Source organism: Pseudomonas laurylsulfatiphila (genome assembly GCF_002934665.1).
Taxonomy (GTDB): domain Bacteria; phylum Pseudomonadota; class Gammaproteobacteria; order Pseudomonadales; family Pseudomonadaceae; genus Aquipseudomonas; species Aquipseudomonas laurylsulfatiphila.
This window is the reverse complement of record NZ_NIRS01000005.1, coordinates 187,605-200,044: the sequence shown is the minus strand read 5'-3', so window position 1 is coordinate 200,044 and position 12,440 is coordinate 187,605. Positions and strand designations below refer to the sequence as shown.

Genomic DNA, 12,440 nt, shown 5'->3' with positions numbered 1-12,440 from the left:
CTGCCGAAGGCTGCGATCTTTCCAACGGTAAACACTACTTATCGTGATCGATATCCAGCTTGCTGAAGGTCACTTTCCCGCCTTCGCTGGTGTACCCGGTGTTGTCCTGCACATAGACCCCGGCCTTGAAGTACAGCGGCTTGTCGCGCCAGGTGGCGCTGATTTGCGTATCCCACTGATAACCTGCCGCGCTGATGCCCAAGGCGCCACCGGGGCTGAGGTGGATGAGGTAGTTGAATTCCTGGTCGAGTTTCACCCCTGTCGCAACGATGATCACCCGGCCTGTATCGTCATCGGGATGCATCCGGACCTTGGCGACGATATTGCCGGTGGCCGTACTGGTTTTGTATTGGTACTCAACCTTCACCAGCGGTTTCTGGCTTTGATAGGCATGGATCTGGCCGATGACGATTTTCCCGGAGCTCGGCACCTGGTTCACTGCCAGCGTGGCATGCAACAAATTGTCGGCATCCGGGTAATACCAGTTTTTCAACGTGCCGTTGCTGTAGGTCTCACGCAGCTCGGTACGTGGATAAATCGCGTTTTCGGTACGGGAGCCGGTCACGGGCGACCAGAAAAACAACGTGCCGGTGTCGGAGTGGAAGTATTGATCCTTGAAGCCATCCACCAGCTTGGAGGTTTCGACGGTGTACGGCGGGCTGCCGACGGGGACGCTGAGGTTCCAGGTTGCGAGATCGATCATGTCGGTTCTTCCGCTTGATTCATGCTGAACGGGCGTGCCAGATGCTCTAGACCGCGCTTTTGGGGCGGCCTTTATAAGCGTAGCGAGAGTTTTTGTTAACGCTTGTCTGACGGGTGGCTGGCGTCAACATCCTGTCGAAATGCCATCTTTACCGGTTTTTATGGTGTTGAACCATCGACCGTTAGTCGGCAAAAAGTCACAATGATGAATGATGGCTCACTGATATCTTCTGCTTTTGCAGAACCGGGTCTAGAGTGAAAGCACAGTATTTGTCCGGTTTTCACGAGAAACCGGCCTGACGCCCCGCAATAAGAGAAGCAGCATGGAATGCGCGCAACCCACGCCAGTAGACGGCGGCTCAACCCTTTTAGTCGTAGACGATTACCCTGAAAACCTGATCAGCATGCGCGCGTTGTTACAGCGCCAGGGCTGGCGAGTCATTACTGCCACCTCGGGATTCGAGGCCCTCGGCTTGTTGCTTGAGCACGATATCGACCTGGTGCTGCTGGACGTGCAGATGCCGGGCATGGACGGTTATGAAGTGGCGCGTCTGATGCGCGGTAGCCAGCGGACCCGCCTCACGCCGATCATTTTCCTGACCGCCAATGAACAGTCCCAGGACGCGGTCATCAAGGGCTATGCCAGCGGTGCGGTGGATTACCTGTTCAAGCCGTTCGATCCGCAGATCTTCACGCCCAAGGTCCAGGCGTTGCTCGAACACCAGCGCAACCGCCGTGCCTTGCAGCGCTTGAGTCATGACCTGGAATCCGCCCGGGCCTTCAATGCGTCGGTGCTGGATAACACGGCCGAAGGCATTCTGGTATTGGGGGAGGACGGTCTGATCGGTTTTGCCAATCCGGCGATGTCGCGGCTGCTCAATGCCCCGGTGCAGGAACTGCAAGGCAAGGAATTTCTGGACTATCTGCAAAAGCCCCATGTCCCGGTCTGGGCCGATTCCGAGTTTTTCACGGGCTACAAACGTGGCGAAACCTTGCGCCTGCACGATGCTCTGCTGCGTACGACGCGCGGCCAGCAGGTGCCGGTGGCCTTGTCCTGTGCGCCATTGCCTGCCGAGCAACATGCAATGGTAGTGACCGTGCTGGACATGTCGGTGGTGCGCCATCTGCATCAGCAACTGGAGTTTCAGGCGGTCACCGATCCGCTGACCGGATTGCTCAACCGCCGCGGTTTCTACCAGACCGTAGAGAACCTGCTGTTGCGCGGTGAACGTACCGACAGTTCCTGGGTCTTGATGTATCTGGACCTCGACGGCTTCAAGCGCGTCAATGATTCGCTCGGGCACGATGCGGGCGATCGGGTGCTGCGCTGGGTCTCCGAACAGTTGAAGGCGTGCTTGCGGCCCTTCGATATTCTGGCGCGGATGGGCGGCGATGAATTCACCGCGCTGCTGGATCTGGAGGTCCCCGAGCAAGCGGCGAAGATTGCCGAGAAGCTCATCGAGCGCGTGTCGATCTGTCAGCAGGTCGACGGCCTCGATATCGCCCTGGGTGCCAGCATCGGCATTGCTACGTTCCCCGATTGTGCTGCCAATCTCGACGGGATGCTGCGGGCGGCCGACATCGCCATGTACGAAGCCAAGCGTGCCGGTCGTCAGCAATATCGCTTCTACGATCACGAAATGAACGGCCGGGCGCGCTCGCGGCTGATGCTGGAAGAAAGTGTGCGCACGGCCATCGAGAACCGGGATTTCAACCTGGTGTATCAGCCTCAGGTTGCGATAGCGGACGGTCGGATTCGTGGTTTCGAGGCCTTGCTGCGCTGGCAGCATCCAAGCGTTGGCGATGTGCCGCCGGGGCTGTTTTTGCCATTGCTGGAGGAGGCGCGGCTGATCAGTCGTCTGGGCAGCTGGATCTACCACCGCAGCGCCGGGCAGCGCAAAGCCTGGGAAACCCTGTTTACCGAGGATCTGGTGCTCGGCGTCAGCTTGAGCAGTACGCAGTTCGGCATGCCCAATCTGGCCACCGAACTGCGCCAGGTGCTGGAACGCCATGGCTTGCAGCCGCGTCATCTGGAGGTCGAGATCACGGAAGAGGCCTTGATGCATCACCCCGAGGAAACCCGCAAGCAGTTACGCCTGTTGCACAATCTGGGCGTACGAGTGGCATTGGATGACTTCGGGGCCGGCCCGTGCTCCCTGTCGCACCTGCGCGACCTGGAGCTGGACACCCTCAAGCTCGACCGGCATTTGATAGCCCGGTTGCCGGACTCGGTTCGGGATGCGGCGCTGGTGCGCAGTGTGATCGACCTGTGCAAACAGTTCGGGGTGCTGGTGATTGCCGAAGGGGTGGAAACCGTCGCGCAGTATGAATGGCTGCGGGCCAACGGCTGCGAATATGTGCAAGGCTTCCTGGTGGCCCAGCCGATGATGGCCGAGGACGCAGGGGGCTTTGTCCAGCCGTTTGACTGGAGCGCGCTGCCCCGCTGAATTCGCTACACTGGCGACCTTTCAGTGACCTGTATTGCCGCCCCGATGACCGTGTTGAAATATCTCCAGGCCTATCCCGCCACCTTGCAGGATCAGGTGCGCCAGCTGATCGCCGATGGTCGGCTGGGCGACTACCTGAGCCAGCGCTACCCGGAAAAACACGGGGTGCAGAGCGACAAGGCGCTGTACACCTATGCCCTGGACCTCAAGCAGGAATACCTGCGTAATGCTCCGGCCATCGACAAGGTGCTGTTCGACAACCGCCTGGACCTCACTCACCGTGCCCTTGGCCTGCACACTACAATTTCCCGGGTGCAAGGCGGCAAGCTCAAGGCCAAGAAGGAAATCCGCATCGCTTCGCTGTTCAAGGAAGCGCCTTGCGAGTTCCTGAAAATGATCGTGGTGCATGAGCTGGCGCACTTCAAGGAATCGGACCACAACAAGGCTTTCTACAAACTGTGCGAGCACATGCTGCCGGGGTATCACCAGGTGGAGTTCGATGTGCGGGTGTACCTGACGTGGCGGGATCTGTAGGAGCTGCCGCAGGCTGCGATCTTTTAAGGAGCAATGGATGGACGTGAGCAAGACCAAGAGCAGCTTCTATCGCCGGTTGTATGTGGCGTACCTGATCGACAGCGGACTGGCCAGCAGCGTCCCGGCGCTCACCGAAGTGACCGGCATGCCCCGGCGCACGGCGCAGGACACCATCGCGGCGTTGGCGGACCTGGATATCGTCTGTGAATTCGAGCAGGAAGAAGGCGCGCGCAACCATGCGGGGCGCTATCGGATTCGCGAGTGGGGGGCGATTGATCGGGGGTGGATCGAGCGTAATCTGCGGCAGATCAAGGCGGTGCTGGAGTATCCCTGAGATTTGCGGTACCTGAGCTGACGCCATCGCTGGCAAGCCAGCTCCCACAGGTCTACACCGTCCTTGTAGGAGCTGGCTTGCCAGCGATAGGGTCTTTAAGGGCGACGCATGCCAATGTGTGGAATGCCATCTTCCACATACTCCTCACCCGCCACGACAAACCCATAGCGCCCGTAATACCCCTGCAAATGCGCCTGGGCCGAAAGGTAGACCGGCAGGCCGGGCCAGTACTTCTCGATCTGTTTCAACGCCTGGCCCATCAGTTCATGCCCCAGGCCCACGCCGCGTGCCTGCGGGGCAATGATCACCCGCCCGATCACTACGTCGCCGCCCTGCGATTGCGGGTCAAGTAACCGCAGGTAGGCCACCAGCTGGTTACCGTCCCAGGCCATCACGTGGCAGGTGTCGCCATCCAGGTCCTGGCCATCGATATCCTGGTAAACGCATTTCTGCTCGACGACGAACACTTGCGCGCGCAGCTGCAAAATGGCGTACAGCTGCTCCTTGCCCAGGTCGCTGTGATGTTTGCAAATCCAATCGACTGTCATGTTTTGATTCCCTGAAAACGTCGTTCCGATACTAAGCGCAGTCACGCCAGAAGTCTTTATGGCGGGAGAATCTGTGACAAAGGCCAAAATGCCATCATTCATTTCTCGCGTGGATGTCTTCTTTGTGTAATCTGGATCGAAGCGCTGTGCTGTGGCTTCGATGAGCTAATGTTGAGTACCCGGGTATTGCCGGATCAGGGGCCTTGGGGTTTTGGCTGAAACACGTCGGGCAATCGCCCGCTAAGGATTTTCTAGCATGCCGCGATTGCATCGAGCTTTTGCTTTGATTGGATTGCTGTTGCTGGTTCAGGGGGCGGCGGCAGAAAAACTGCGGTTGGTCGCTGATGCCTGGCCACCCTTTACCGATGCCACGCTCGTCAACGGTGGCCTGGCCACGGACATTGTCAGTACCGCGCTCGCCAGGGCCGGCTATGCCAGTGAGTTTGAACAAGCGCCTTGGGCGCGGGCCTTGATGGGGTTGGGTGAGGGCCGATACGACGTGCTGGTCAATGCCTGGTACACCGAGGAGCGTACAAGGCTCGGCCAGTTTTCCGGCGAATACTTGCTCAATCGCGTACGTTTTCTCAAGCGTAAGGACGCGCCCATCGAATTCAATAACCTGCAGCAATTGCACACCTATCCGATTGCCGTCGTGCGCGGTTACGCCTATTCGCCCGGGTTTGACAACGATGACTCGTTGCAGAAAATCCCCGTGCACAGCTTCGCCATGGCCGTGCGTATGGTCGCTGCCGACCGGGTCAAACTGACGCTGGAAGATGAGTACGTCGCCCGCTATTACCTGGCCCGCGAGTCACCCAAGGTACGAAACGCCGTGGAATTCCTGCCCAAGGCTTTGAGCGAGAACAGCCTGCATATTCTGGTCAGCCTGAAGAACCCTCAGCATGAGCAGATCGTTGCCGGATTCGACCGGGAGATTGCGGCGATGAAGGCGGACGGGAGTTATGAAAAGTTGATGAAGCAGCATGGGATGTAGGCTTTGTGGTGGGGCTGATGGCCTTATCGCTGGCAAGCCAGCTCCTACAGGTAATCTGCGTTGCACCACGGATCAACTGTAGGAGCTGGCTTGCCAGCGATTACGCCATTCCAGACACCGCACCTCTCAATCCTCAATGGTGTCCTTGATGAGATGTGCCGCCAGTGTCCGCAATGGCCCGAGCTGTCGGCAGATCAATGCCAACTGCGTCTGCACCAGCCGCTGGCCTTCATCGATTTCATCCGGCATTTGTTCCAGCTCATTGGCCAGTGCTTCTTCTTCATCGCTCTGGATCGCAATCGAAGCCTTGCTCGCCAGCCCCTGGGCGATCTCGTCGATGCTGGCAGCCAGTTTCACCCCGGCCCCCTCGATCAACTGTTCACGCACGTCTGCCGGCAGTTGGGTTTCCCGGTGCGCACCCAGGCCCGACAGGTAACTGAGCAGCGTGTGCGACAGCACCAGGAAGCGGAAGCCCACGTCCGCTTCCTTTCGGAAATGCCCCGGCTCCATCAGCATATTGGCCAGCGTGGTCGACAGCGCCGCGTCGGCGTTGTGCGCGTTGCGGCGGGCCAGGCGGTAGGCCAGGTCGTCGCTTTTGCCTGCCGCGTATTGCTGCATGATCTGGCGCAGGTAAATGCTGTTGCAGGCCAGGGTGTTGGCCAGCACTTTGTTCAGGCGCCGGCCCTGCCAGTCCGGCAAGAACAGGAACACCGCCAGGCCGGCGATCAGGCTGCCGAGCAAGGTATCGAACAGCCGTGGCACGAATAATCCGTAACCGTCACCCACCTGGTTGAAGCAGAACAGCACCATCAAGGTAATTGCCGCCGTCGCCAGGGTGTAGCGGGTGGTGCGGTTGGTAAAGAACACGACCCCGGCGGCAATGGCGAAGCACGACTGGATCAGCGGATTCGGGAACAGGTCGAACAGCGCCCAGGCCAACGTCAGGCCGATGGCGGTGCCAATGATCCGTTGACCGAGTTTGCGGCGGGTGGCGCCGTAGTTCGGTTGGCAGACGAACAGCGTGGTGAGGATGATCCAGTAGCCCTGGGACGGGTGAATCAAATGCACCATGGCGTAGCCGATGCTCAACGCCAGGGGCAATCGCAGGGCATGACGGAACAGCAACGAGGTCGGCGTCAGCTGCGTGCGCAGTCGCACCCACACATCCTTGAGGTTGCGTGGCGAACGGTCGAGCAAGCTGCTGTCGGTGGCGTCGGCCAGGGCGTCGGGGTTGCTGGCATCGCTGAGCAAGCGGTCGAGGGTGCCGAGGTTGGCCGCCAGTGCCCGCAGCGAACGCAGCAGGCCGCGCCAGGCCGGGTTGCTCTGGATGCGCAGGTGTTCGAGAGAGGCATCCAGATCGCTGAGAGCCTCGGTGAAACTGGCGTCATAGGTGAACGGTTGACGCATCTGGATCGATTCGGCCAGGGCACGGCAGGCTTTGCCTTGCTGGCGCAACAGGCGTTGGCAGCGGAACATGACGTCACTGTGGAAAAACGCTTCTGCGAGTGCGTTGTACGGATAGTGTGAAGAGCTGGCGCGTTCGTGGATGTCCTGGGCGAGGAAGTACAGTTTCAGGTAGCGGCTGACCTTCGACCCCGGGCGGCCGTTGCCGACCCGGTGCAGGATGATTTCCTTGGAGGCATTCAATGCCGCCACCACCCGGCCGTTCTGCTGGGCCAGTTCCAGGCGCCGCGCCTCCACGTCCATCTGCCGGACCGGCTCGAACAGCGAGGATTTCAGCTTCAGGTAATAGCCCAACTCGCGGAACAACCGCGCCAGGCTCTGCTGCACCGGCTGATTGGAAAACAGTGCCTGCCACAACACCGACAGCAGGCCATACCAGGCGGCACCGGCCACCAGTAGCACCGGCTCGTGCCAGACGTCGGTAACCGCGCCGCCACGCTGGTCCACGCCGATCATGGTGTAGACCGACAGGATCAGGGTTGCCGAAGCAATCGCGCCATAGCGCTCGCCGAGGGCACCGAGCATGGTCAGGCAGAACGCGGCCAGGGCGAAAGCGATAATAAACAGCGAGGGGTAGGGGAAGAGCAGTTCGACGGACAGGGCGGCGACAGCGAAACACACCAGCGTCACCGCCAGCGCGTTGAGACGACCCTGCCAGCTGTCGTCGGTCTCGGCCAAGGCGCTGGCGATAATACCCAGGAACAACGGGATCAGCAGGCCCATTTCGTCCTGATACCAACACAGCGCCATAGTGCCGGTCAGGGCAATGAATACCCGCACGCTGTAGCTGAATTTATCCAGCGCCCAAAGGCGCCGCAGAGACTGGCGGAACGAAGTCGATGACATGAAGTGCGAAGGCCTTCCGAGGCAATGACGCTAAATTGAGCCACTAATGACGCCGACGCAATGGCGCCGATCACATCAGACAGCAAAATCTGTTCCTTTGAGATCCTGTGCCGACCGCAATCTTTGAGATTGGCAAAGAACCCTGTGGGAGCTGGCTTGCCAGCGATAGCGGTCTGACAGTCAACAAAGATGTTGGATGTACCGACCTCATCGCTGGCAAGCCAGCTCCCACAGTGATTGCATTTCGCATTAGAGAAATGTGGGGTCAGACGTACTGCGCCGCCGCGTAGCCAGAAGCCCAGGCCCACTGGAAGTTGAATCCGCCCAGATGCCCGGTGACATCCAGCACTTCACCGATGAAGTACAGGCCCGGGCTTTTCAGCGATTCCATGGTCTTGGACGACACTTCATTGGTGTTGACGCCGCCCAGGGTCACCTCGGCGGTGCGATAACCTTCGGTGCCCGCCGGCACGACTTTCCAGCTCGCCAGTTTCTCGGCGATGTCAGCCAGTTCCGCGTGGGTGTACTGCTTCATCGGTTTGGAGACGAACCAGTTGTCCGCCAGCAGGTTGGCCATCTTCTTGGTGAAGATTTCACCGAGCAGGGTTTTCAGCTCGCTGTTGGGGCGTTCGGCCTGTTGCTGTTGCAGCCAGCCCGGCACGTCGTGATCCGGCATCAGGTTGATCTCGACGGTATCGCCGGACTCCCAGAACGACGAGATCTGCAAAATCGCCGGGCCACTGAGGCCGCGGTGGGTAAACAGGATGTTCTCGCGGAAGCTCTGGTCGTTGCAGCTCACCAGGCAATCCACCGAGGTACCGGACAACTCGGTGCACAACACCTTGAGCTGATCGGTGATGGTGAATGGCACCAGACCGGCGCGGGTCGGCAGCAGCTCGTGGCCGAACTGCCTGGCCACCTGGTAACCGAAACCGGTGGCGCCCAGCGTCGGGATCGACAGGCCGCCAGTGGCGATCACCAGGGATTCGCAGGTGATCTGGTCGAGGGTCGTGTCCAGCAAATAGCCCTTCTCAAGTTTCTCGATGGTCTGGATAGAGGTGTCCAGGTGCAGGCTGACGCCGACCTGATCGCACTCGTTCAGCAGCATTTCGAGGATGTCGCTGGATTTGTTATCGCAGAACAACTGGCCGAGTTTTTTCTCGTGGTACGGCACGCCGTGCTTGGCCACCATGGCGATGAAATCCCATTGGGTGTAACGGGCCAGGGCCGATTTGCAGAAATGCGCGTTCTGCGAAAGAAAATTGCCCGGTTCAGTGTACATGTTGGTGAAATTGCAGCGGCCACCGCCCGACATCAGGATTTTCTTGCCGGCCTTATTGGCATGGTCGAGCAGCAGCACCTTGCGCCCGCGCCCGGCGGCGGTCAGCGCACACATCAACCCTGCGGCGCCAGCGCCAATGATCACGACTTCGGTAGAGCGCAAAACGGTGTCCTCTTGATGACTCACCACAAAACAAACCTGTAGGAGCGAGCCTGCTCGCGATGGACGTCAACGATAACGCGGGGTGTCTGATACCCAGCGGTGTTCTGTCGTCCATCGCGAGCAGGCTCGCTCCTACAGGGGGCGATGCGTTTTTACAGGATACGCACGCGCAACGAACGGCCCTTGATCTTGCCGTCGTTCAAACGCTGCAAGGCCTGTTTGGCGACGCCGCGCTCCACGGCCACATAGGCCTGGAAGTCGAAAATCGCGATCTTGCCGACCTGGGCGCCGGGGATGCCGGCGTCACCGGTCAGTGCGCCAAGAATGTCGCCCGGACGGACCTTGTCCTTGCGGCCGCCAGCGATGCACAGAGTGCTCATCTGCGGCAACAGCGGACCACCGCCCTTGGAGGTGAGGTTGTCCACCTGATCCCAGGTCAGCGGTGTTTTCTGCAATTGCTCGATGGCTTGTGCACGCTGCGCTTCGGACGGCGCCACCAGGCTGATCGCCAGGCCTTTCTCACCGGCGCGACCGGTACGGCCGACGCGGTGGATGTGAATTTCCGAATCACGGGCCAGCTCTACGTTGATCACCATGTCCAGGGAATCGATGTCCAGACCCCGGGCAGCGACGTCGGTGGCGACCAGTACTGAAGTACTGCGGTTGGCGAACATCGCCAGCACCTGGTCGCGATCACGCTGTTCCAGATCACCGTGCAGGCCAACGGCGGAGATGCCTTTGGCGGTCAGGTGATCGACGGTTTCCTGAACCTGCTGCTTGGTGAAGCAGAAGGCTACGCAGGACGCCGGGCGGAAGTGGCCAAGTACCTTGGTCACCGCACTCATGCGGTCATCCGGGGAGATCTCGTAGAAGCGCTGCTCGATCTGCGTGTCGTCGTGGAACGCTTCGGCCTTCACTTGCTGCGGGTTGCGCATGAACTTCGAGGCCAACTGCTTGATGCCCACCGGGTAGGTCGCGGAGAACAGTAGGGTCTGGCGGCGCTCCGGGGCCTGCATGATGATTTCTTCGATGGAGTCGTAGAAACCCATGTCGAGCATGCGGTCGGCTTCGTCGAGGATCAGGGTGTTGAGGCCGTGAAGGACCAGCGAGCCCTTGCGCAGGTGCTGCTGGATGCGCCCCGGAGTGCCGACGATGATGTGCGCGCCGTGCTCCAGCGAAGCGATCTGCGGGCCGAGGGACACGCCGCCGCACAGGGTCAGGACCTTGATGTTGTCTTCGGCACGGGCCAGGCGACGGATTTCCTTGGCGACCTGGTCGGCCAGCTCGCGGGTCGGGCACAGGATCAGTGCCTGGCAACCGAAGTAACGCGGATTGATCGGGTTCAGCAGGCCGATGCCGAAGGCCGCGGTCTTGCCGCTGCCGGTCTTGGCCTGGGCGATCAGGTCCATCCCTTTGAGGATCACCGGCAAGCTTTGCGCCTGGATCGGCGTCATCTGGGCATAACCGAGGGATTCGAGGTTAGCCAGCATGGCGGCAGACAGCGGCAAAGTATTAAATTCGGTGGCGATGGTGGTCACGGGACTGGCCTGCAAAACAAAATGTCGCGCAGTGTACCAGTCCGGTGGCCATTCGCCCTAAGGCTCTATGTGTTCTTCCGGACGTTTAACTCGCCGTCCGTCATTTTTTGACAGTTGAGAGAAGATCGTAGCGGCCAGCATCGCCATGATTCCCACGGTCACGAAGGTCAATTGGAATGCCCCCAGGACCGTGTCCACGCCATCATTACCAATCTCCGCCGTAAAGCCGCCAAGCAACGCCCCGGCGCAGGCAACGCCCAGGCTCAGGGACAATTGCGCGACCACCGACAGCAGGCTGTTGCCGCTGCTGGCGCTGGCGTCGTCGAGATCGATCAGGGTCACGGTGTTCATCGCGGTGAACTGCAGGGAGTTGATCGCGCCAAGGATCGCCAGCAGGCACAACAGCAGCCAATACGGCGTCTGCTCGCTGACCAGGCCCATGCTCGCCAGCATGATGCCCAGTGCCAGGGTGTTGCCGGTCAGCACGATGCGGTAACCCAGACGCTCGATCAGCGGCCGTGCCACCCACTTGGCGATCATCGCCGCAGCGGCCAGCGGCAACATGCTCATCCCGGCCTGGGACGGCGAATAGCCCAGCGCCACTTGCAACAGCAACGGCACCAGAAAGGGCAGGGCGCCGCTGCCGAGACGGGCGAACAGGTTGCCGAGAATGCCCACGGCAAAGGTCCGGGTCTTGAACAGCGACGGCGCGAACAACGGGTTCTCGATGTGCCCGGCGCGCAGCCAGTATGCCGCCAGGCACGCCATGCCGCCGAACAGCAGCAACATCACCCGCAGGTGCGGCAGGTGCAATTCGCCCAGGCCTTCCATGGCGATGGTGATCAGAATCATCGCTGCGCCGAACAGCACGAAGCCCAGGCTGTCGAAACGGGTGCGTTCCGAGCCGCGCAGGTCCGGGATGAATCTCCACACGGCGTAGCATCCCACCAGCCCCACCGGCAGGTTGATCAGGAAGATCCAGTGCCAGGTCAGGTACTGCACCATCCAGCCGCCCATGGTCGGGCCGATCAGCGGGCCGAGCAGCCCGGGAATGGTGATGAAGCCCATGATCCGCACCAGTTCCGAACGCGGGTAGGCGCGCAGCACCACCAGCCGCCCGACCGGCAGCATCAACGCCCCGCCCAGGCCCTGGATCACCCGGGCGCCGATCAGCAGGCTCAGGCTGCTCGACAATGCGCAGAGCAACGAGCCGAGACTGAACAGCAGGATTGCGCTGAAGAAAATCTTCCTGGTGCCAAAACGGTCGGCGATCCAGCCCGAAGCCGGGATCAGCAAGGCGACCGTGAGCATGTAGGCGATGATCACCCCCTGCATGCGCAATGGGTCCTCGGCCAGGTCGCGGGCCATGGCCGGCAGGGCGGTGTTGAGAATCGTCCCGTCGAGGGACTGCATGAAGAAGGCAATGGCGACGACCCAGGGTATCCAGCGGGCGGTCACGGCGTCGAGAGGTGGGCGGTTGGGCATGGGACCTCTTGTCAGTGTGAGCTTTGCTCCGTTCCTGTAGGAGCTGGCTTGCCGGCGATGGCGGACTGTCAGCCAACATCTGTGTTGGATGTGACGGACTCATC

General features: G+C 60.5%; 10 protein-coding genes. 4 read left to right on the top strand and 6 right to left on the bottom strand.

Going from position 1 to position 12,440, the window contains the following annotated elements; genetic code table 11:
- Positions 1-34 precede the first annotated feature (34 nt).
- Positions 35-703, bottom strand: coding sequence for a polysaccharide lyase family 7 protein (locus tag CD175_RS19355; protein ID WP_104450095.1), 669 nt, complete (start codon positions 701-703; stop codon positions 35-37).
- 322 nt (positions 704-1,025) lie between these two features.
- Between CD175_RS19355 and CD175_RS19350 the strand changes: the two genes are divergently transcribed.
- Genes CD175_RS19350 through CD175_RS19340 form a run of 3 tightly spaced genes read left to right on the top strand, consistent with a single transcriptional unit; the run spans position 1,026 to position 4,017 of the window.
- Complete coding sequence (locus tag CD175_RS19350; RefSeq protein WP_104450094.1) at positions 1,026-3,149, top strand: putative bifunctional diguanylate cyclase/phosphodiesterase; 2,124 nt, start codon at positions 1,026-1,028, stop codon at positions 3,147-3,149.
- A gap of 45 nt (positions 3,150-3,194) precedes the next feature.
- A complete protein-coding gene (locus CD175_RS19345; RefSeq protein WP_007981619.1) occupies positions 3,195-3,683 on the top strand; it encodes a YgjP-like metallopeptidase domain-containing protein in 489 nt (162 codons plus the stop codon).
- Between the two features lie 37 nt (positions 3,684-3,720).
- Entirely contained in the window at positions 3,721-4,017 is a 297-nt protein-coding gene (locus CD175_RS19340; protein WP_007894945.1) for a winged helix-turn-helix domain-containing protein, read from the top strand.
- Positions 4,018-4,112: 95 nt separating this feature from the next.
- Here CD175_RS19340 and CD175_RS19335 read toward each other — a convergent pair whose 3' ends face one another.
- Positions 4,113-4,565, bottom strand: a complete 453-nt coding sequence (locus tag CD175_RS19335; protein WP_104450093.1) for a GNAT family N-acetyltransferase — start codon at positions 4,563-4,565, stop codon at positions 4,113-4,115.
- 256 nt (positions 4,566-4,821) lie between these two features.
- On the opposite strand from CD175_RS19335, the gene CD175_RS19330 reads away from it, so the two are divergent.
- Entirely contained in the window at positions 4,822-5,559 is a 738-nt protein-coding gene (locus CD175_RS19330; protein ID WP_104450092.1) for a substrate-binding periplasmic protein, read from the top strand.
- 126 nt (positions 5,560-5,685) lie between these two features.
- Here CD175_RS19330 and yccS read toward each other — a convergent pair whose 3' ends face one another.
- From yccS to mdtD, 4 genes are all read right to left on the bottom strand, one after another.
- Positions 5,686-7,869, bottom strand: coding sequence for a YccS family putative transporter (gene yccS, locus CD175_RS19325; protein WP_104450091.1), 2,184 nt, complete (start codon positions 7,867-7,869; stop codon positions 5,686-5,688).
- 265 nt (positions 7,870-8,134) lie between these two features.
- Positions 8,135-9,313: a BaiN/RdsA family NAD(P)/FAD-dependent oxidoreductase gene (locus tag CD175_RS19315; protein ID WP_104450089.1), complete on the bottom strand. Its 1,179-nt coding sequence runs from the start codon at positions 9,311-9,313 to the stop codon at positions 8,135-8,137.
- Between the two features lie 152 nt (positions 9,314-9,465).
- Positions 9,466-10,803, bottom strand: a complete 1,338-nt coding sequence (gene dbpA, locus CD175_RS19310) for an ATP-dependent RNA helicase DbpA (RefSeq protein WP_238540823.1) — start codon at positions 10,801-10,803, stop codon at positions 9,466-9,468.
- Between the two features lie 105 nt (positions 10,804-10,908).
- Positions 10,909-12,336, bottom strand: coding sequence for a multidrug transporter subunit MdtD (mdtD, locus tag CD175_RS19305; protein ID WP_104450088.1), 1,428 nt, complete (start codon positions 12,334-12,336; stop codon positions 10,909-10,911).
- Positions 12,337-12,440 lie beyond the last annotated feature (104 nt).